The organism is Sphingomonas gilva, from assembly GCF_003515075.1.
In the GTDB taxonomy this organism is placed as follows: domain Bacteria; phylum Pseudomonadota; class Alphaproteobacteria; order Sphingomonadales; family Sphingomonadaceae; genus Sphingomonas; species Sphingomonas gilva.
The window spans coordinates 31,563-52,508 of record NZ_QWLV01000009.1 but is presented as its reverse complement, the minus strand read 5'-3'; the positions used below and the strand labels follow the sequence as shown (position 1 = coordinate 52,508).

17 protein-coding genes and 1 pseudogene are annotated in these 20,946 nt (G+C 67.6%); 8 read left to right on the top strand and 10 right to left on the bottom strand.

The genetic code is table 11. From position 1 onward, the window contains the following. The first annotated feature begins 2 nt into the window (after positions 1-2). Positions 3-1,595: an alpha-amylase family glycosyl hydrolase gene (locus D1610_RS15215; RefSeq protein ID WP_118865161.1), complete on the top strand. Its 1,593-nt coding sequence runs from the start codon at positions 3-5 to the stop codon at positions 1,593-1,595. Next, entirely contained in the window at positions 1,595-2,638 is a 1,044-nt protein-coding gene (locus D1610_RS15210) for a glycosyltransferase family 4 protein (RefSeq protein WP_118865059.1), read from the top strand. The genes D1610_RS15215 and D1610_RS15210 overlap by 1 nt, the downstream gene beginning before the upstream one ends. On the opposite strand, the gene D1610_RS15205 is transcribed toward D1610_RS15210, so the two are convergent. The 3 genes from D1610_RS15205 to D1610_RS15195 form a co-directional block, all read right to left on the bottom strand. After that, entirely contained in the window at positions 2,635-3,120 is a 486-nt protein-coding gene (locus tag D1610_RS15205; RefSeq protein WP_118865058.1) for a DUF421 domain-containing protein, read from the bottom strand. The two genes, D1610_RS15210 and D1610_RS15205, sit on opposite strands and share 4 nt — an antisense overlap. Next, positions 3,120-3,584, bottom strand: a complete 465-nt coding sequence (locus tag D1610_RS15200) for a hypothetical protein (RefSeq protein ID WP_222927030.1) — start codon at positions 3,582-3,584, stop codon at positions 3,120-3,122. Before D1610_RS15200 ends, D1610_RS15205 begins: the two co-directional genes overlap by 1 nt. A gap of 135 nt (positions 3,585-3,719) precedes the next feature. Then, positions 3,720-6,125 carry a membrane-bound PQQ-dependent dehydrogenase, glucose/quinate/shikimate family gene (locus D1610_RS15195; protein ID WP_118865056.1) on the bottom strand — a complete coding sequence of 802 codons (2,406 nt, stop codon included), beginning with the start codon at positions 6,123-6,125 and terminating at the stop codon, positions 3,720-3,722. An 82-nt stretch (positions 6,126-6,207) separates the two neighbouring features. On the opposite strand from D1610_RS15195, the gene D1610_RS15190 reads away from it, so the two are divergent. Next, positions 6,208-6,951, top strand: coding sequence for a cytochrome c oxidase assembly protein (locus D1610_RS15190; protein ID WP_118865055.1), 744 nt, complete (start codon positions 6,208-6,210; stop codon positions 6,949-6,951). After that, on the top strand, positions 6,948-7,610 hold the full coding sequence (locus D1610_RS15185; RefSeq protein ID WP_245942304.1) for a cytochrome b: 663 nt from the start codon (positions 6,948-6,950) through the stop codon (positions 7,608-7,610). The genes D1610_RS15190 and D1610_RS15185 overlap by 4 nt, the downstream gene beginning before the upstream one ends. 4 nt (positions 7,611-7,614) lie before the next feature. Here D1610_RS15185 and D1610_RS16900 read toward each other — a convergent pair. Continuing rightward, positions 7,615-8,202 (bottom strand): annotated as a pseudogene (locus D1610_RS16900) (c-type cytochrome); the annotation flags it as partial. Between the two features lie 153 nt (positions 8,203-8,355). Here D1610_RS16900 and D1610_RS15175 point away from each other — a divergent pair. Genes D1610_RS15175 through D1610_RS15160 form a run of 4 tightly spaced genes read left to right on the top strand, consistent with a single transcriptional unit; the run spans position 8,356 to position 12,413 of the window. Beyond that, positions 8,356-8,649 (top strand): c-type cytochrome, encoded by a 294-nt coding sequence (locus D1610_RS15175; protein WP_245942303.1) that lies wholly within the window; start codon positions 8,356-8,358, stop codon positions 8,647-8,649. Further along, positions 8,612-9,589: a cytochrome c oxidase subunit II gene (gene coxB / locus D1610_RS15170; RefSeq protein WP_118865053.1), complete on the top strand. Its 978-nt coding sequence runs from the start codon at positions 8,612-8,614 to the stop codon at positions 9,587-9,589. The genes D1610_RS15175 and coxB overlap by 38 nt, the downstream gene beginning before the upstream one ends. Next, the gene (locus tag D1610_RS15165; RefSeq protein WP_118865052.1) at positions 9,586-12,123 is read left to right on the top strand and encodes a cbb3-type cytochrome c oxidase subunit I; all 2,538 of its coding nucleotides are present in this window, start codon (positions 9,586-9,588) and stop codon (positions 12,121-12,123) included. Before coxB ends, D1610_RS15165 begins: the two co-directional genes overlap by 4 nt. Beyond that, on the top strand, positions 12,123-12,413 hold the full coding sequence (locus D1610_RS15160; protein ID WP_118865051.1) for a hypothetical protein: 291 nt from the start codon (positions 12,123-12,125) through the stop codon (positions 12,411-12,413). The genes D1610_RS15165 and D1610_RS15160 overlap by 1 nt, the downstream gene beginning before the upstream one ends. A gap of 9 nt (positions 12,414-12,422) precedes the next feature. On the opposite strand, the gene D1610_RS15155 is transcribed toward D1610_RS15160, so the two are convergent. The 6 genes from D1610_RS15155 to D1610_RS15130 form a co-directional block, all read right to left on the bottom strand. Further along, positions 12,423-14,021, bottom strand: coding sequence for a long-chain fatty acid--CoA ligase (locus tag D1610_RS15155; RefSeq protein ID WP_118865050.1), 1,599 nt, complete (start codon positions 14,019-14,021; stop codon positions 12,423-12,425). A 26-nt stretch (positions 14,022-14,047) separates the two neighbouring features. Then, positions 14,048-17,671, bottom strand: coding sequence for a DNA polymerase III subunit alpha (dnaE, locus tag D1610_RS15150; protein ID WP_118865049.1), 3,624 nt, complete (start codon positions 17,669-17,671; stop codon positions 14,048-14,050). A 146-nt stretch (positions 17,672-17,817) separates the two neighbouring features. Continuing rightward, positions 17,818-18,294, bottom strand: coding sequence for a glutathione peroxidase (locus tag D1610_RS15145; RefSeq protein WP_118865048.1), 477 nt, complete (start codon positions 18,292-18,294; stop codon positions 17,818-17,820). Beyond that, a complete protein-coding gene (locus D1610_RS15140; RefSeq protein ID WP_118865047.1) occupies positions 18,291-18,887 on the bottom strand; it encodes a GNAT family N-acetyltransferase in 597 nt (198 codons plus the stop codon). Before D1610_RS15140 ends, D1610_RS15145 begins: the two co-directional genes overlap by 4 nt. Beyond that, complete coding sequence (locus D1610_RS15135) at positions 18,884-19,558, bottom strand: ABC transporter ATP-binding protein (RefSeq protein ID WP_118865046.1); 675 nt, start codon at positions 19,556-19,558, stop codon at positions 18,884-18,886. Before D1610_RS15135 ends, D1610_RS15140 begins: the two co-directional genes overlap by 4 nt. After that, complete coding sequence (locus D1610_RS15130) at positions 19,551-20,801, bottom strand: lipoprotein-releasing ABC transporter permease subunit (protein ID WP_118865045.1); 1,251 nt, start codon at positions 20,799-20,801, stop codon at positions 19,551-19,553. Before D1610_RS15130 ends, D1610_RS15135 begins: the two co-directional genes overlap by 8 nt. Between the last annotated feature and the right edge of the window lie 145 nt (positions 20,802-20,946).

The following is a 20,946-nucleotide window of genomic DNA, read 5'->3' as shown; positions in this document are numbered from 1 at the left end:
TGATGTCGAGCGCGGCGCCGTGGTGGGAACGCGGGGTGATCTATCAGATCTATCCACGGTCGTTCCAGGATAGCGACGGGGACGGGATCGGCGATCTGGCGGGGATCGAGCGGCAGCTGGATCATATCGTCGACCTGGGCGTCGACGCGATCTGGCTGTCTCCCATCTTCCCGTCGCCGATGGCCGACTTCGGCTATGACGTCGCCGATTATTGCGGGATCGAGCCGATATTCGGCGATCTCGCCGCTTTCGACCGGTTGCTCGCGGCAGTGCACCGACGCGGCCTGAGATTGATCCTGGACTTCGTGCCGAACCACAGTTCCGATCAGCATCCATGGTTTCGCGAAAGCCGCAGCGCGCGCGATAATGCCAAGCGGGACTGGTATATCTGGCGTGACGCCGCGCCCGGCGGCGGTCTCCCCAATAACTGGATCAGCGACTTCGGCGGGTCCGCCTGGGAGTGGGACGAGGCGACCGGTCAATATTATCTCCACGCCTTTCTGAAGGAGCAGCCGGATCTCAATTGGCGCAATCCGGACATGCGCGCGGCGATGATGGATGTCCTGCGCTTCTGGATGGACCGGGGCGTCGACGGATTCCGGATCGATGTGCTGTGGCACATCGTCAAATCCGAACGGTTCGAGGACAATCCGCCCAACCCCGATTGGACGCCCGACCGCACCGAGCGCGATCGCGTGCTCCAGCTACATTCGACCGATCAACCCGAAGCGCACGCCATCTCGGCCGATTTTCGCGCGCTTGCCGACAATTATGGCGACCGCGTCCTCATCGGCGAGATATTCCTGCCCAATGACCGCCACGCGCGGTGGTACGGCACCGCCGAACGGCCGCAGGTCCATTTGCCCTTCAACTTCCAGCTGATCGAAAATGCCTGGGATGCGCGCACATTGTGGCGGGTCATTGCGGATTATGAGGCCTCGCTCCCCGCGTTCGGCTGGCCCAACTGGGTGATGGGCAGCCATGACGCGCCGCGGATCGCCGCCCGGGTCGGCGAGGCGAAAGCCCGCGTCGCCGCGATGCTGCTGCTGACGCTGCGCGGCACGCCTACGCTTTATCAGGGGGACGAGCTCGGGATCGGCGAGGTCGCGATCCCGCCCGACCGGGTTCGCGACCCGCAGGGCCTGCGCCAGCCGGGGCTCGGGATCGGCCGCGATCGCGCGCGGACGCCGATACCATGGGACGCCTCACCGCACGCCGGCTTCAGCACCGTCGAGCCCTGGCTTCCGCTCAACGCCGACTGGCCCGACCGCAACGTGGCGGCCCAGAGCCGCGATCCGAGTTCGATGCTTGCGCTCTACCGCACGCTGCTGCGATTGCGTCGTGCGCATTCCTCCCTGTCGATCGGAGGCCTTACGCTGCTTGATGCGGACGATCATGTCCTCGCCTATGAACGGCGACATAGCGACGAGCGGCTTCTCGTCGCGCTCAACTTCGGTGCGGAAACGCATCGCCTCCCGGTCGCACCCGGAACCATCGCTCGCGAGGTGCTGGCGTCCACATGTCCCGGGCGAACGACGGATGCGGAGCTGGCGGGCCATGAAGGCAGGATCGTCGTGATCGAGGACGGCGGCTGATGCGGATCGCCATGCTCGCGCCGATCGCCTGGCGCACGCCGCCACGGCATTACGGCCCCTGGGAGCTGGTAACGAGCCTGCTTACCGAGGCGCTCTTCGCTCGCGGGGTCGATGTGACCCTGTTCGCGACGCTCGACAGCGTCACCGCCGCGCGGCTCGATGGCGTAGTCCCCGCGCCCTATAACGAGGATCCGCAGATCGACGCCAAGGTGTGGGAGTTCCGCCACCTGGCGCATCTGTTCGAGCAGGCGGACCGCTTCGATCTCATCCACAACCAGGCCGATTTTCCGGCGCACGCCTTCGCCAATCTGACCGGGACGCCGATCGTGACGACGATCCACGGCTTCTCCTCGGATCGGATTCTGCCGATGTACCTGCCCTATCAGGACCGGGTGAGCTATGTCGCGATCAGCGCCGCGGACCGCCATCCGGCGCTGCGTTATGCGGCGACCATCCATCACGGCATCGCGGTCGAGACCTTCCCCTTCGATTCCGCCGGAAGCGAGGACCTCCTTTTCTTCGGCCGCATCCATCCCGACAAGGGCCCGGTAGAAGCCATCGCGGCCGCGCGCGCAAGCGGCCTCAGGTTGCACATGTACGGGATCGTCCAGGACGAGGACTATCATGTGCGCCAGGTCGCGCCGCTGATAGACGGCGAGGTCATCCGCTATCACGGCGTCGCAGGCGGAGCCGCGCGGCTTGCCGCGCTCGGGCGGGCAAGGGCGCTCCTCCACCTCATCAACTTCGACGAGCCGTTCGGCCTGTCGGTGGTCGAGGCGATGGCCTGCGGCACGCCCGTCATCGCCATGCGGCGCGGCGCCATGCCCGAGCTGATCGAGGACGGCATGACGGGATTTCTCGTCGACAGCGTCGACGAAGCCGTCGAGGCGATCGCGCGCGTCGGCGGCATCGATCGCGCAGCGGTGCGCCACGCAGCAGTGGAGCGGTTCGGCGTCGCGCGGATGGCCGACGAATATCTTGCTCTATACCGGCGGACGATCGCGGCCGAAGCCCGCCGTCGAGCATCCGCAGACGGCGTCTAGCCGGCCTGCGTATCCTCGGCAGGCGGTTGCCCGCCTTCGTCCTTCCCGCGGCCGATGAAGCTGATCTTGCCCTGCGGCTCGACGATCGCCCAGGCGACGTCGTCCATCCGCGCGATGCCCGCGAGGCGCATCTCCGATTCCACCTCGCCCGGCGTGATGCGGCTGCCGCGCAAATTGTCCCTCAGCAGCTCGCCGTGACGGATGATGACCCGCGGCGTGCCTTCGAGCGCATCGCGCACGCGCGGCCAGCGATAGGTGATCCAGCCGAGCAGCACGCTCCAGAAGGCGAAGGTGGCGATCGCCAGCGTCGCCCCGGTGACCGAGAAGTCGTTGTGGGTGATGCCTTGCTGGATCAGGTCGCCGATGACGATCAGGCTGACCAGCTCGAACGGCGTCATCTGCGCAAGCTCGCGCTTGCCGAGCAGGCGCAGCAGCGCGAACACGACCAGGAACATGAAGGTCGCGCGGAGGACGATGTCCATCAGGGAAAGACCCGGATGGTCACGGGCAGCGCGGTGATCGGCGTGTCGCCGTCGAGCAGCCGGACATGGCCGCGCGTGCCGACCGTCAGCGCCGGGTTGAGCTGACCGTCCACCTTGACGCTCAACTTGTCTCCGGCGCGGAACGGACCGTAGGAAAACCGGAAGGCGCCGTCCTCATGGCTCTCCTTCTCGGGCGCGGGGATCATGGTGTTGATGGTCATCTCGTGCCAGAGCCCCGGCGGCAGCGCGATGACTAGGTCGGAGATGTCGGAGCGGACATCGGCGTCAATCTGCATCTCGAAGAACATGCCGCTGCGCATCGTCGTCGGAATCTTGACCGTCAGGTCTGCGCGAGGCGCGGAGGCCGTCATGATCTCCGCCTTCCCGCCGCCAAGGACCCCGGACAGGGCGATCAGCAAGATCGCGCCCAGCACCCAGACCGGCGCGCTCGCGATCTTTCGCAACCCCTTCGCAGCTTCGAGGTTCTTCGAACTGATACCGTCGGGAAGCGATTGACCGGCCACAAAAGACCCTTTCGCCACCAGAACGATCCGTATGATCGAGAGGTTCCGGCGCGCTTGGCGTGGTGCGATCGGAGATCAAGGGAGAGCGTAGGCGACCAGTTCGTCACCCACCGGCGTTTCCATGAAGTGGTGTCCGCCGGCCATCACGACGACATATTGCCTGCCGTTCGCTTCATAGGTCATCGGCGTCGCCTGCCCGCCCGCCGGCAGCGCATCCTCCCACACCGTCTTGCCCGTGCGAATGTCGATCGCGCGCAGGATATTGTCGGTGGTGGCGGCGATGAAGATCAGCCCGCCCGCCGTCACCACCGCGCCGCCATTGTTGGGCGTGCCGATGGTCAGCGGCAGCATCGATGGAATGCCGAAGGGGCCGTTGCGCCGGGCCGAACCGAACGGGCGATCCCAGATGGTTCGGCCGGTGCGCAGGTCGATCGCGCGGATGCCGCCATAGGGCGGCTGCTTGCACAACAGGCCGGTCGCGGGGAGCCGCCAGCCAGCGTTGACGTCGATGGCATAAGGCGCGCCGACCTGTGGATCGCCCTCGCCTTCGGATCCGCCCAGGCTGCCGCCACGCGCCGCCCCGCGCGGCTGCCAATCGAGCTTCTCAGCTTCCGCGCGCGGCACCAGCCGATTGTAATTGGGCATGTCGTTATAGTTGGCGACGATGATCCCGCGCACCGGATCGACCGCGATGCCGCCCCAATCGCTGCCGCCATTATAGCCGGGATACTGGATGTAGCGGCGATCGGCGACGGGCGGGGTGTACGGCCCACGATATTCGGCGCGGCGGAACTGAATGCGGCAGACCATCTGATCGATCGGCGACATGCCCCACATGTCGCGCTCCTCGAGATCGTCGAAGGCGAGCGTGTGATAGCTGGAGAAGGGCTGGGTCGGCGATCGCAGCTGCGGTTCGACGCCCGTGCGCGGCACCGGCCGTTCCTGCACCGGGAACAGCGGCCGTCCGTTGCGCCGGTCGAGCACGAAGATGTCGCCCTGCTTACTGGGCAGCACCATGGCGGGGATCGCGCCGCCGGCGGTAGGGAAATCGACCAGGGTCGCCTGCCCGCCGAAATCATAGTCCCACACGTCCATATGGACCGCCTGGAAATGCCAGCGCGGCCGACCCGTCGTCACGTCGAGCGCGACCAGCGACGTCGCATATTCATTCTCCTGCGGTCGGCGGCTGCCGCTCCAATAATCGACCGCCGAGTTGCCCATCGGCAGGTAGACGAGGCCCAGCGCCTCGTCGCCGCTGGCGATCGTCCACATATTGGGCGTGCCGCGGGCATAGGTCTGGCCTGCGGGCGGATCGCCCATCCAATCGGGATTGACCATGTCCCACGCCCAGCGCTTTGCGCCCGTCACCGCATCGAAGCCCTGGATGACGCCAGAGGGCGCGTCCCGGCGTTGGCCGTCAAGTACCTGATGCCCGGTGACGATCACGCCGCGCACGATGGTCGGCGGCGAGGTGATCGAGACCATGCCGGGGATCACCCTGCCCAGGCCCGCCTTCATGTCGACCTGGCCGCCGGCGCCGAAGCCGGCGCATGGCCGGCCGGTGCGCGCATCGACGGCGATGATGCGCCCATCAAGCGTGCCTTCGACGATGCGCGCGGCGCAGGCGCTCGCCGGATCGGCATCGGGCACGGCATAATAGGCCACGCCGCGACAGGCGGCGGTGTAGGGAATCCATTCGTCCGATACCTTGGGATCGTAGCGCCAGCGCTCGCGTCCCGTCGCCGGGTCGAGCGCGATCATGATGTTCTTGGCGGAGCAGAGATAGAGCGTGTCGCCGACCTTGAGCGGCGTGGTCTCCGCGCCGTAGGTGCCCGCCGCCCGCGCGCTCGGCAGGTCGCGGGTATGATGAACCCAGGCGCGGCGCAGCTTGCCGACATTCGTCGGCGTGATCTGCGCGAGCGGAGAGAAACGCTGCGCCGCATAGCTGCCGCCATAGGCCGGCCAATCGGTGCCCGGACGCAGCGGAGACGGATCGGCGACGGTCGATGCGATCCGTGGCGGCAGCGCGCCGACATGGGGCTGGTTGATGCGCGAGATTGCGAGCCCGCTCAGCGCCACGACCAGGATCACCGCGACCGTGCCGCCGATCGCGGTGCGCCACCGCCATCTTTCGGGCCGGAGCAGCGGCAGCGCGAGCAGGACGAGGATGAGCAGCACCGTCGGCGCGATCACGCGCGGCACCAGCGCCCAGCCGTTGAGCCCCACCTCCCACAGCGCCCAGACGATGGTCAGCAGCCAGACGGCGAGATAGGTCCATGCGCCCGCCGGGCGACCGCGGAACAGCAACGCCCCGGAAACGACCAGGCCCAGACCGGCCAGGAGATAATAAGGCGAGCCGCCGAGCAGCGCGAGCCAGACGCCGCCGATCACCAGCGCGATCCCGATCAGGCCGAACAGACCGCCGAGCAGCATCAGCACCAGCGAACGGTTGCGCGGCCGGGCAGCTTCCGCATGCGCCATGGAGACTCTCCCTGTGTGAAGAGGGAACAGACCCGTCGCCGATCGGTTCCGAAGTGGTACGGAACGGGAGGAACGCCGCCTCATGAACGAGCCGCAGGCCTGGACGCCCTATTGCGGCGCGGCGCCATCCCCGGCCGAGCTGCTCGCGCGCTGGAATTTCGATCCGCTGCTGCTGCTCGCGCTCGTCGCGGCGGGAGGAATTTATGCGTGGCGCGCGGGGGAGGCGCGTCATCGGCGGCACCGTTTCGCCGCGGCCATCGCGCTGCTGGCGATCCTCTTTATCTCGCCCTTCTGTGCGCTGACCTCGGCCCTCTTCGCGGCACGCGTGGTGCATCACGTGGCGCTGACCGCGGTTGCCGCGCCGCTGATCGTCCTGGCGTTCGCGTCCGAGCGGATCCGGCCGGCGGGCGGGCTGGCGACCTGGACCGCGCTGCATGCGCTGGTCTTCTGGCTGTGGCATGCGCCGCCCATCTACGCCTGGGCGCTGTCGGGCGATGCGGCCTATTGGCTGATGCAGGCGACCTTGCTCGGCAGTGCGTTCGGCTTCTGGGCCGCGCTCCGTCGCTCGCCCGCGCTCGCGGGCGTCGGCGCGCTGCTGGCGACGATGGTGCAGATGGGGCTGCTGGGCGCGCTGATCACCTTCAGCGGCGGCCCGCTCTACGCGCCGCATCTGGTCGGGCCGCAGCTCTGGGGGTTCTCGCCGCTCGAGGATCAGCAGCTCGCCGGGCTGATCATGTGGGCGCCCGCCGCGGGGCTCTATCTCGCCGCGGCGCTTGTCCTGCTCGGCCGCTGGCTGCGGCGCGAGGCTCGGCCGGCCCTGCCATGATCGATAAGCTGCGCGCCTGGGCAAGGCGACATACCGAGCAGAACCGCTATTCGCCGGTCGGCGTCGTGTTCCACTGGGTGATGGCGTTCATGGTGCTCTTCCAGCTCGGCTGGGGCTGGTACACCAGCTGGATTCCGCCCGGCGGCGACAAGCTCTACGCCTATGAGGTGCACAGTGCGGTCGGGCTACCGATCATGCTGCTGGCGGTCGGCCGTCTTGTGTGGCGGATCATCATTCCCGGCCCCGAGAACGACGCGGATACGCAAGGTATCCAGACGCAGATCGCCTATGCGTTCCACTATGTCTTCTACGTCTGCTTCTTCGGCCTGCCGCTCAGCGGCTGGGTGATGTGGTCATCGGTCGCGGAGCCCGGCCCGCTCTATCTCGCCGGCCTGGTGCCCTGGCCGCAGATTCCGTTCGACCAGCTCCAGCTCACCACCCGCTGGATCGTTATGGATGTGGCGGAGGACGTGCATCACCTGCTTGTGCTCGCGCTGCTCATCACCGTGCCGCTGCATGTCGCCGCGGCGTTGAAGCATCATTTCTGGGATCGTCACGACGTGCTGCGGGGAATGCTGCCGGATATTCCGGACGACCCGGAAGCGTCGCCGCATAGGCCGCGAGAGCCGCGACTTCCTGCTGGCTCAGGCGGCGGCTGATGCCAAGCATGACGTTTCCGGGATCGTTGCGCCGCTCGCTGCGGCGCCATTTCGCTAGCTGCTCCGCCAGATAGGCGGCGGGCTGGCCGGCGAGCGGAGGATTGGCAGGCCCCCCGCCCTCTCCCGCCAAGCCGTGACATGCCGCGCACGGCTGCAGCCCGCGCGCGGGATCGCCGGCTGTGTAGAGCGCAGGCGGGGGCGAAACCGGCTCTCCCCGCACGCCGGGATCGAAGGGCATCGCGGCATAGTGGAACGAGACCGCCTGGCGATCCGCCTGGGAGAACTGCCGCGCGATCGACTCCATTTCCGGATGCCGCCTGAGGCCGTCCGCATAGGCATCCATCTGGCGCGCCAGATAGCCGGCATCCAGCCCCGCGAGCCGCGGTGCGCCGGCGCCGTTCCCCTGCCCGTTCAGCCCGTGGCACGCGAAGCAGGCATTGGCCGCGCCGGCATCGCCGCCGCTCAGCGCCAGCAGTTCGCCGCTCCGGGTGAAACGGTCCGCGGCGGTGCGTTCGGCGACGCCGCACGCCGCGAGCGGCGCGAGGCACGCCGGCCAGAGCCATCGAGAGAGCAGTTGCGAGGCGCGCGACATCGTTTCGGGAACCTCCCCCCGCACACAATGGTTCCGCTGACGAAACGCCGCATTTTCCATCGCCGACAGGGGGGATGCTTGCCAACCGCCCATGTCCTGTTGCCGCTCCTGCTGCTGGTCGCGTGCAAGCCGCCACCCGACGAGCGCCACCACATGCCCCAAGCCGACGCCGCGCGCGGCAAGGCGGCGATCGAGCGCGTCGGCTGCGCCAGCTGCCACGCCATTCCGGGCGTCCGTTGGCCGCAGGGTACGATCGGACCTTCGCTCGACGGATTTGCCGAGCGTGCGCTGATCGCCGGCCGCTTGCCCAACCGGCCCGACGTGCTCGCCGCCTTCGTCCGCGACGCGCCGTCGCTCGCGCCCGGGACCAACATGCCCGCCATGCCGCTGAACGAGGAGGAGTCGCGCGATGTCGCCGCCTATCTCTACACGCTCGGCGATCGCTGACGCGCTGGCCGGCTGGCCGCCGCCGGTGTTCGATCCGGCGGGCCCCTATGCCGGATCGATCACGACGCTCGCCTGGGTGCTGCTGGTGATGAGCGTGGTGGTGCTGGGCGTCGTGCTGGTCGCCCTCTGGCTGGCTCTGTTCGGCAGCAAGCGTCAGCGGGCGCGCGTCGGCGGGACCAAGGCGGTGTGGACCGGCGGCATAATCTTCCCGGTGATCGTGCTGACGCTGCTGCTGGTCTACGGACTCTCGCTCACCCGCAGCCTCACCGCCCCGATCCGCGGCGACGAGATGCGCGTGCGGATTACCGGAGAGATGTGGTGGTGGCGGGTCGCCTATCTCGACGGCGAAGGCCGGGCGACGATGGTCGACGCCAACGAGCTGCACATCCCCACGGGGCGGCCGGTGGTGCTGGAGCTCGAATCGAGCGACGTCATCCACAGCTTCTGGGTGCCGCGACTGTCGGGTAAGCTCGACATGATCCCCGGCCGCCGCAACCTGATGCGGATCCAGGCGGACCGGCCGGGTGTGTTCGGCGGACAATGCGCCGAATATTGCGGCGGACCGCATGCGCTGATGGGCTTCGTCGTCGTGGCGCACCGGCCGCAGGATTTCGCCGCGATGATGGCGGCGCGTCGGACGCGGACGGTGGCGCTCTCCCCACAAGCGGCGCGCGGCGCGCAGCTGTTCGCCGATGCCGGCTGCGCCGCGTGCCACCGCATCGCCGGCACCCCCGCCAACGGGCTGGCCGGCCCGGACCTCACTCATGTCGGATCGCGCCGCAGCCTGGGTGCGGGCATCCTGCCCAACAATCGCGGCACGATGATCGGCTGGATCGGCGACAGCCAGGCAATCAAGCCCGGCAACCGTATGCCGCGCTACACCGTGCTGCCGGGCGAGGACCTGCAGGCGCTCGCCGCCTATCTAGAGGCGCGGAAGTGACCTCCGAAACCGGCTTCGACCCGAAGCTCTACGATCGCTTCCCGACCAGGGAGCCGCGGCCTGAGGGCGAGCTGGAGGAGCTGGAGCGCATCTGGCACGCCCCCACCGGCTGGGCCCGGCTGACCGTGGTCAACAACAACTTCATCGGCACCTGGTATGTCGGCGCCGCCTTCCTGTTCTTCATCCTCGCCGGCGTGCTCGCGCTGGTAATGCGCACCCAGCTCGCACTGCCGCTGCAGGGCATATTGCCGCAGGAGACCTACAACCAGTTCTTCACCATGCACGGCACGGTGATGATGTTCCTGTTCGCCGTGCCGGCGGTCGAGGCGCTGGGCGTCCTCCTCCTGCCGCAGATGCTGGCGGCCCGCGACCTGCCCTTTCCCCGGCTGTCGGCCTATGCGTTCTGGGCCTATCTGGTCGGCGGCCTGAGCTTCTTCTGTTCGCTGTTCTTCGGCCTTGCGCCCGATGGCGGCTGGTTCATGTACCCGCCGCTCACCAGCATCGCCTATTCGCCCGGGATCAACGCCGATTTCTGGCTGCTCGGCATCGGCTTCATCGAGATTTCGGCGATCGCCGGCGCGATCGAGATCGTCGTCGGCGTGCTGCGCACCCGCGCGCCGGGCATGACGCTCGACAAGATGCCGATCTTCGCCTGGGCGATGCTCGTCTTCGCGGTGATGATCATCATCGGCTTCCCCTCGATCATCCTCGGCACGCTGCTGCTGGAGCTGGAGCGTGCGCTCAACTGGCCCTTCTTCGATCCGACCCGAGGCGGCGACGCGCTGCTGTGGCAGCATCTGTTCTGGTTCTTCGGCCATCCGGAGGTGTACATCATCTTCCTGCCCGCCGCCGGCCTCGTTTCGATGATGGTGGCCGCGCTCGCGCGCACGCCGCTGGTGGGATACCAGCTGATCGTCCTCGCGCTGCTCGCCACCGGCTTCATCAGCTTCGGCGTGTGGTCGCATCACATGTTCGTGACGGGCATGCCGACCTTGTCGGTCAGCTTCTTCTCCGCCGCCAGCATGGCGGTGAGCGTGCCGGCGGGGATCCAGGTCTTTTCTTGGATCGCCACCGTCGCGGTGGGCAAGCCGCGCAACAACACGCCGACCTTGTTCCTCTTGGGCGGCCTCGTCACCTTCGTCATCGGCGGGCTTACGGGCGTGATGGTGGCACTGGTGCCGTTCGACTGGCAGGCGCACGACAGCTATTTCATCGTCGCGCACCTTCATTACGTGCTGATCGGCGGCATGGTGTTCCCGCTGTTCGCCGCCTTCTACTACTGGGCGCCGATGATGAGCCGTCGGGCGTTGTCGGAGCGCCTGGGCAAATGGGTGTTCTGGCTGATGTTCGCCGGCATGCAGGTCGCCTTCCTGCCGATGCACCTGACCGGGCTGATGGGCATGCCGCGCCGGGTCTATACCTATCTTCCCGGCCGCGACTGGGAGGTCACCAACATGATCTCCACGATCGGCGCGTACATGATCGGCCTGGGCGTGCTGCTGTTCGTCATCGATCTCGCCCGCAACTTCCGCTTCACCGCCGGGGACGAGGCCGGCAACGTCTATGGCGGCGGCACGCTCGAATGGCTGCCGACAGGGCTCTACTCGACCCGCAGCATCCCGGTGGTCAAAAGCCGTGAGCCGCTGTGGGACGATCCCAAGCTCAGCGACGATGTCGAGGCGGGCCGCTATTTCCTGCCCAACTCGGCGACCGGCCACCGTGAGACGTTGATCACCAGCCCGATCCGCGCCGAGCCCGAATATCTCCAGATCATGCCCGGCCCCTCGGCCTGGCCCCTGTTCGCGGCGATCTTCACCGCCGGCTTCTTCCTGCTGCTGACGGTGCAGGCGTACAACCCGTCGATCGCGAGCGGCGTGCTCGCGGTGCTGTGCGTGCTGCGCTGGCTGTGGGAGACCGACCGGCCGGTCGCCAAGGCGCATGCCGATGTCGGCGCGGGGATCATCCTGCCGACCTACGCGACCGGCCCGCGCACGCATGGCTGGTGGGCGATGACCGTGCTGCTGGTCGTCATCGGCATGATCTTCGTCATGGCGGTGTTCAGCTATCTCTATCTCTACGGCGTGCACCCGTCCTTCTGGACCTCGCCGCCCGACGCGCCGTGGCTGCTGCCGATCATCGGCGGCCATGCGGCGGCGGCGGGCTTCGCCCTGCTCGCGCGGCGGCTGCTCGCGCGCGAGAGGACGACCTTGTGGACCCCGGCGACGCTGGTGCTGATCGCCGCCGGCTTCGCCCTCTTCGCCTTCGCCATCGACTGGTGGAGCTGGCGCGCCACCGGGCTGACCGGCGCGACCAGCGGCCAGGGCGCCACCGTCCACGCCTTCCTTGCGCTTCAGGGCATCCTCACCGCGATCGTCGCGCTGATGGCGCTCTACCTCGCCGCGCGCAACGCCCGCGGCATCGTCACCCGGCCGCGCAACAACAGCATGGACCTGACGGTGATGTTCATCGCCTATACCGCGGCGCAGGGGACGCTGGCGGCGCTCCTCACCCGCCTGTTTCCGGGCGCGATCTGATGCGCGCCTGGCTGCTGCTGCTCGGCGGGCTGATCGTCTGGGCGGTCCATTTCTTCGGCCTCTACATCGTCGCCAGCGTCTTCCTGACGACGGACACCGCGCGCATGCTCGCGCTCCTCGTCACGCTCGCCTGCCTGATCGCCGATGCGATGCTCCTCGCCGCCGCCATGCGGGCGAACCGCGCCGCGGACGACGGCACGCGCCGCTGGATCGCATCGCTCGCCGCGCTCGGCGCCGCGATCTCGCTGGTCGCGGTGATATGGCAGGGCCTGCCGGCGCTGCTCGTATGACCGCCGCGATCAGGCGGCGGTCGCCAGCCGGTGGTCCTTGTATTGAGCCCGCAGCGCGGTCTTGAGCAGCTTGCCGGTCGCGGTGTGCGGCAGTTCGTCGACGAACAATATCTCGTCGGGCAGCCACCATTTGGCGACGTGCTTCGCCAGATGCGCCTGGATATCGTCGGCGGAGACCTCGCTGCCGGGCTTCCTCACGACCAGCAGCAGCGGGCGTTCGTCCCACTTCGGATGGGCGATGCCGATCGCCGCGGCCTCGGCCACGCCGGCACAGCCCACCGCGGCGTTCTCCAGCTCGACCGAGCTGATCCACTCGCCGCCCGATTTGATCACGTCCTTGGCGCGGTCGGTGATCTGCATCACGCCGTCGGGGTGGATCACCGCCACGTCGCCGGTGTCGAACCAGCCCTCGGGACAAGTGCACGATCCGCTGTCGTCCTGGAAATACTGCTGGATCACCCAGGGCCCCTTGATCTGCAGCCGGCCGGAGCTTTCGCCGTCGCGCGCCAGCTCCTTGCCCTCGTCGTCGACCACGCGCAGCTCGACGCCGAAGGGGACGCGGCCCTGCTTGCAGGTGATGTCGACCTTGGTCTCGAAATCGAGATCGGCCCAGTCGGCGCTGGGCGCGCCCATCGTGCCGATCGGCGAGGTCTCGGTCATCCCCCAGGCATGGTTGACCCGGGCGCCCATCCGCATGATCCGCTCGATCATCGCGCGCGGTGCCGCGGAGCCGCCGATGGTGACGACCTTCAGATGCTCGGGCTTGTCGCCGGTCGCATCCATATGCTGGAACATGCCGAGCCAGACGGTCGGCACGCCGGCGGAATGCGTCACCTTCTCGCGGTTCATCAGCTCGCACAGCACCGCGGGCTCGTTGACCGCCGAATAGACGAACTTGATTCCCGCGGCGGCGCCCGCGAACGGCAGCCCCCAGGCGGCGGCGTGGAACATCGGGACGACGGGCAGCGCGACCGCGGTCGAATCGAGATTGAACACCGCCGGCTGCATCTCCGCCATCGCGTGGATGACGGACGAGCGGTGGGTATAAAGCACGCCCTTGGGATTGCCCGTGGTGCCGCTAGTGTAGCAGAGCATGCACGGCTCGCGCTCCGGCCCCTCGATCCAGGCGTAGTTGCCGTCCTCGCGGCCGATGATGCGTTCGAAGCTATCCTCGCCAGCGCCATCGAACACGATGTAATGCTCGATCGTCTTCCACTTGTCCCTCATCCGGTCGACGATCGGCTGGAACACGGCATCGTAGAGCAGCACGCGGTCTTCGGCGTGGTTTGCGATATATTCGAGCTGATCGTCGAACAGGCGCGGGTTGATCGTGTGGATCACGCCGCCCATGCCGATCACGCCGTACCAGGCGACGAGATGGCGGCTATGGTTCATCGCCAGCGTCGCGACGCGGTCGCCGCGCTTTATGCCCATCCTCTCAAGCGCTTGCGCAAGCTTCTTCGCATCGCGTGCGATGCCTGCCCAGTCGGTCCGCGTCTCGCTCCCATCGGCCCAGCGGCTGACGATCTCGCGCGTGGGATGCTCGCGCGCGGCGTGATCGATCAGGCGCGGCACGCGCAGTTCGTAGTCCTGCATTCCACCCAGCATCGCACATCCTCTTGTGGGTCGTTGCCCTATCCCGCCAGCGCGAGGCGCGGCGCGTCGGCGGCCTTGAGCTCCGCCGATGCGACACCGTGCAACGACTCGACGCGCGCGGCAAGCTCGCCGTCGAGGCGGAAATCGCGGCCGAGGACGAGATCGGCCGCGCCGCCGTCCGGCAGCGGCGCGGCGACGCGCGCCTCGCCGCGCCCGCCGCGCTCACCGGCGAGCAACTGGGCGAGCGCCGCCGCCCCCTCGGCATGGTCGAGCGCGATCGACAGGACGAGCCGCGCCGATCCCGCCAATCCTTCGAGCGGCTGTATGCGGCGGATGGTGACTCGCGGCTGATCCTCGCCGGGCTTGCGATCGAGCTCCACCGTCAGCAGCCCGCAGCCGCCCGAGCGCGCCGCTTCCTCAAGATCGGCGCTGGCGTCGTCATCGAAACAGGTCGCGACGAACTGGCCGGTCGCGTCCGAGATCGTCGCCATCAGATAGCGCCGCCCGCGCGCCGAGGTGCGCCAGCGCGCCTCCTCGACCAGCCCCGCCATCACCGCGCCGACGCGGCCGCCATCGGCGGGCATCGGCACCTGGCCGAGCGCGGCGAACGGCCGCGCGCCGTGCGCCTGGGTCAGATGGCGGTAGCGATCGACCGGATGGGCGGAGAAATAGAAGCCGAACGCCTCCTTCTCCTGCGCCATGCGGTCCGCCATCGACCAATGCGCCGATTGGGGCAGCTTGATCGCGGCATGGGTGCTGGGGCCGTCGCCGAACAGGCCGCCTTGCCCGCTGATCCGCGCGCTCGCGGCGTTGGACGCGACGGCCATCAGCGTTTCGGCGACGGCGAAGGCGCCCGCGCGATTGCCCTCGATCGCGTCGAACGCCCCCGCGCCCGCCAGCGATTCGATCTGGCGCTTGTTCAGCGAACGCGGATCGATGCGGTGGGCGAGATCGTCGAGGCTGGCAAAGGGGCCATTGGCGCGCCGTTCGGCGACCACCTCCTCCATCGCCTTCTCGCCGACGCCTTTGAGCGCGCCGAGCGCATAGCGCACCGCCAACCCCTCGCTCGTCTCCTCAACGGTGAAGCTGGCGTGGCTGGCGTTGATGCACGGCGGCAGGCAGGCGACGTCCATGCGGCGCATGTCGTCGGCGAAGATCGCCAGCTTGTCGGTCAGTCCCATGTCGAACGCCATCGATGCGGCGAAAAACTCCTCCGGATAGTGCGTCTTGAGCCATGCGGTCTGGTAGGTGAGCAGCGCGTACGCCGCGGCGTGGCTCTTGTTGAAGCCGTAGCCGGCGAACTTGTCGATCAAGTCGAACAGCTCGTTGGCCTTGGCCTCGGCGATGCCGTTGGTCTTGGCGCAACCCTCGACGAAGATCGCGCGCTGCGCGTCCATCTCGGCCTTGATCTTCTTGCCCATCGCTCGGCGCAGCAGATCGGCGCCGCCCAGCGTGTAGCCGGCGAGGATCTGCGCGGCCTGCATCACCTGTTCCTGATAGACGAAGATGCCGTATGTTTCGGCAAGGATCGTCTCCAGCAGCGGGTGCGGATAGGCGATCTCCTCCTGTCCGTTCTTGCGCCGCCCGAACATCGGGATGTTGTCCATCGGCCCCGGCCGATAGAGCGCGTTCAAGGCGATGATGTCCTCGAACATCGTCGGGCGCACCGCGGTCAGCGTGCGGCGCATGCCTTCGGATTCGATCTGGAACACGCCGACCGTGTTGCCGCTCTGGATCAGGCGGAAGGTCGCCTCGTCGTCCCAGGGCAATGTGTCGAGATCGACGATGATGCCGCGGGAGGCCAGCATCTGCACCGCCTTCTGGAGCACCGACAGCGTCTTGAGGCCGAGAAAGTCGAACTTCACCAGCCCCGCGCCCTCGACATATTTCATGTCGAACTGGGTGACCGGCATGTCCGATCGCGGATCGCGGTAGAGCGGGACCAGCTCGGCGAGCGGCCGGTCGCCGATGACGACGCCCGCCGCGTGGGTGGAGCTGTGGCGGGGCAACCCCTCGAGCTTCATCGCCAGATCGAGCAGCCGCTTGACGTCGTTGTCGTTGGCATATTCCTTGGCGAGCTCGCCGACGCCGTTCAGCGCGCGGTCGAGCGTCCAGGGATCGGTCGGGTGGTTGGGGACGAGCTTGGCGAGCCGGTCGACCTGGCCGTAGCTCATCTGCAGCACGCGGCCGGTGTCCTTCAGCACCGCGCGCGCCTTCAGCCGCCCAAAGGTGATGATCTGCGCCACGCGGTCGCGCCCATATTTGCCCTGGACGTAGCGGATCACCTCCTCGCGCCGGGTTTCGCAGAAATCGATGTCGAAATCAGGCATCGACACGCGTTCGGGGTTGAGGAAGCGCTCGAACAGCAGCCCGAGCTTCATCGGATCGAGATCGGTGATGGTCAGCGACCAGGCGACCACCGACCCTGCGCCCGATCCGCGGCCGGGGCCGACGGGAATGTCGTTCGCCTTGGCCCATTTGATGAAGTCCGCGACGATCAGGAAATAGCCGGGGAAACCCATCTGGATGATGACGTCGAGCTCGAAATCGAGCCGGTCGAAATAGGCGGCATATTTTTCCCGCAACCCGCCGCCCGTGGAGCCCCCCTTCCCCACTCCGTTCGGGCTGAGCTTGTCGAAGCCCTGTCCTCCTTCTCCGACGCTGGAGGAGAAGGACGGCGCTTCGACAAGCTCGGCACGAACGGCGTTGGGATGGGAACGATGTAGGGTTTCCAGTCTATCCAGCCGCGCGACCAGCCCGGCATGCGCCTGTTCGCGCAGCATCGCCGCCTCGCCCGCGAAATCTCCGGCGAGGCTGGGCAGGATCGGCTTGCGCTTGGGCGCGGCGATGGCGCAGCGCTGGGCGACGACCAGCGTGTTGGCCAGCGCCTCGGGCAGGTCGGCGAACAGCAGCTTCATGTCCTTGGCCGGCTTCATCCAGGCATCGGGCGAGCTTTTGGTCCGGTCGTCGCTGTCGACATAGCTGGAGCTGGCGATGCACAGCATCGCGTCATGCGCCGGATGGAAGGCCTGATCGGCGAAGCAGCACGGATTGGTCGCGACCAGCGGCAGATCGCGGGCATAGGCCAGGTCGATCAGATCGGGCTCGGCGCGCCCCTCCACCTCGTCGAGGCGGCGGACGATCTCGATGTAGAGGCGGCCGGGGAACAGCGCCTCCAGCCGGTCGGCATAGGCGAATGCGCGCTCGGCCTGCTCCTCGGCGAACAGGCGGGCGAGCGCCCCCTCCCCGCCCGCGGTCAGCGCGATCAGCCCCTCGGTTTGCGCTTCGAGCGCCGCCATCTCGACATGCGGCTGCTCGGTGATCGGGCGATCGAGATGCGCCCGGCTGACCAGCGCGCAGAGATTTTCATAGCCCGCCTCGTCCTGCGCGTAGAGCGCGATCCAGTCGTACACCGCATCGACGCCCTCGGGCAGGTCGGGCCGCCGCACCGAAAGCATCGCGCCGATGATCGGCTGCACGCCCGCGCCCCGGCACGCATCCGAAAAGGGCATCGCAGCATAAAGCCCGTTGCGGTCGGTCAAGGCGACCGCGGGAAAACCCAGTTCACGCGCGCGCTTGGCGATCGCCTTCGGCTCGATCGCGCCGTCGAGCATCGTGTAGGACGAAAAGACACGCAGCGGCACGAATTCGGAATGGGGCATGCGGCGGAGTGTAACAGCGGGGAGCGATTCGGGAAGGGTGAGACGAACGTCGTCGCCCCTGCGCAGGCAGGGGCCGCCGTCGGCATATGCGGCGTTGGCTGTGGTACAAACTCAGCGGCCCCTGCCTGCGCAGGGGCGACGCAGCATCACAGAAGCTTGACGATATCCGCCTCGATCGCTTCGGGCTTGGTCGTCGGCGCGTAGCGCTCCACCGCCTTCCCTTCGCGGTCGGTCAGGAACTTGGCGAAGTTCCACTTGATGCCCTTGGAGCCCATCAGGCCAGGCGCTTCGGCCTTCAGGTGCTGGAATAGCGGGTCGGCATCATCGCCGTTGACGTCGATCTTGGCGAAGACCGGGAAGGTGACGTCGTAGTTGAGCGAGCAGAAGCTCGCGATCTCCGCGGCGTCGCCCGGTTCCTGCGCGCCGAACTGGTTGCAGGGGAAGCCGAGCACCTCGAAGCCCTTGCCCGCATATTTGCGGTGCAGCGCCTCCAGCCCGGCATATTGCGGGGTGAAGCCGCATTGCGAGGCGGTGTTGACGATCAGCAGCACCTTGCCGGCATGGGCGGAGAGGTCGATCAACTGGCCGTCCGCGCCCTTCACGGTGAAATCGGTCGCCTTCATCTGGCCTTCTCCTCATATCGGCGCATCAGGGCGTCTAGATTGCGCCGCACGCCGGGCCATTCATGGTCGAGGATGCTGTAGACCACCGTGTCGCGGCGATGTTCGCCGAGCAGCATATGGCCGCGCAGCACGCCGTCCATCCGCGCGCCCAGCCGCTCGATCGCGGTGCGCGACTGGCGATTGAGGAAATCGGTGCGCAGCTGGACGCAGAGCACCTTCAGCACATCGAAGGCATGCGCGAGCAGCAGCCGCTTGGCCTCGGTGTTGAGGCCGGTGCGCTGGACGCGCGGCGAATAGACCGTGCCGCCGATCTCGACCCGGCGATGCGGCTCGCTCATCCTGAGGAAGCGGGTGACGCCGGAGACGCGGCCCTCGGCGTCGAGCACGGTGAAGGGCAGCACCCGTCCGGCCGCCTGCTCCCGCTCCAGCCGGTCGTACCAGCCGTCGATGGTCGCCTCGTTCGGCACCATCGTCGCGAAGCTGCCCTCCAGCCCGGCAAACGCGTCAAGCAATGCGGGGCGGTCCTCGCGAGCAATCGGTCGCAGCGTGACATGGCGCCCGGCGAGCACCGGCGTCTCGCGCCAGGCGCTCACTCCAGCACGCCCTCGTGCAGCCGCACCACCCGATCCATCCGCGCCGCCAGCCGTTCGTTGTGGGTCGCGACCAGCGCCGCCGATCCCTCGCCGCGCACCAGCGACATGAACTCGGCGAACACGATATCGGCGGTCGCCTCGTCCAGATTGCCGGTGGGCTCGTCGGCCAGCACCAGCGCCGGCCGGTTGGCAAGCGCACGGGCAACCGCAACTCGCTGCTGCTCCCCCCCCGAAAGCTGGCTGGGGCGATGGGTCAGCCGATTGCCGAGCCTGAGCGACGACAGCAGCGATTCGGCGCGCGCATCGGCATCGGCTCGCGTGGCGCCATGGACCATCTGCGGCAGCACGACATTCTCCGCCGCGCTGAAATCAGGGAGCAGATGGTGGAACTGATAGACGAAGCCCAGCGTATCGCGACGGATGCGCGTGCGGCCGGCATCGTCGAGCTTGGAGGCCTCCTCGCCGGCGATGCGGATCGATCCCTCGAACCCGCCTTCGAGCAGCCCGACGGCCTGAAGCAGTGTCGATTTGCCCGATCCCGAGGGGCCGAGCAATGCGACGATCTCGCCGGGCGCCACTGTCAGGTCGACACCGCGCAGCACCTCGATCACGACGCCGCCCTGGGTGAAGCTGCGCTTCAACCCGCGTGTCTGGAGAACCGGTTCACTCATAGCGCAATACCTGCACCGGATCGGTGCTCGCCGCCTTCCATGCCGGGTAGAGGGTGAAGACGAAGGTCGAGCCGATCGCCAGCGCGACGATCGCGATCACCTCAAACGGATCGGTGCGCGATGGCAGCTCGGTGATGAAGCGGATCGACGGATCCCAGAGATTCTGGCCGGAGACCGTCTGGACAAAGTTGACGATGCCCTGGCGGAAATAGAGCACGACGAACCCGAGGACGACACCGGCCGCTGTGCCGAGCGTGCCGATGGTCACCCCCACCGTCATGAAGATGCGCAGCATCGCCCGCCTGCTCGCACCCATGGTGCGCAGGATGGCGATGTCGCGCGTCTTGGCGCGAACGAGCATGATCAGCGAAGACAAGATGTTGAACGCGGCCACCAGGATGATCAGCGACAATATCCAGAACATTACCACCCGTTCGACCGCCAGCGCCTCGAACAGCGTCTCGTTCATCGACCGCCAGTCGGCGATGGTTCCCTTGTCTCCGACCCGCGCGGCGAGCGGCGCCAGGATTTCCCCGACGCGGTCTGCGTCGACCGTCTCAATCTCGACCATGCCCACCGCATCGCCCAGCAGCAGCAGCGTCTGCGCGTCCTCCATCGACATGACGACGAACGCCTTGTCGTAGTCATAGATGCCGACCTCGAAGATCGCTGCGATGGTATAGGGGATAACGCGCGGGACGGTTCCGAACGGGGAGGCGTGCCCCTGCACGTTGACGATCGAGAAGGTGTCGCCGACGCTGGCGCCGAGCGATTCGGCAAGCCGGGCGCCGATCGCAACCTTGCTGGAACCGGGTACGATCTCGGCGAGGTCGCCCATCTTGACATTCTTGCTGATCGCCTCGTTGGTCCGGATATCGGACACCAGCATGCCGCGCGCGAGGATGAATTCGGACCGGCCGTTGAAAGAGCCGAACAGCGGCTGTTCAATCAACGGCGTCGCGGAGACGACGCCAGGGGTCGCCTTGGCCTCGCGGATCACGTCGCGCCAGTCGGGCAGGCGCCCGCCATAGCCCTGCACCACGGCATGACCGTTCAATCCGACGATCTTGTCGAACAGTTCGGCGCGGAAACCGTTCATCACGCTCATCACGATCACCAGCGCCGCGACACCGAGCATCACGGCGATCAGGCTGATCGAGGCGACGAGGAAGATGAACCCCTCCCCTTTGCCCGGCAGCAGATATCTGCGGGCGATCATCCGTTCGTAGCGGGACAGGATCATGGGCGGCGGCGGGCCGTATCGGCGTGGTGCATGGCCCTGCTCTACGGTGCGTGGTGCTGCGGCGCAATGGCGTCAGCCCTGTTGCCGATTCAGCACAGCGGCCGGGCAATCGGTTCACATCGGGCGGTTTGGCGGTGACAATGTG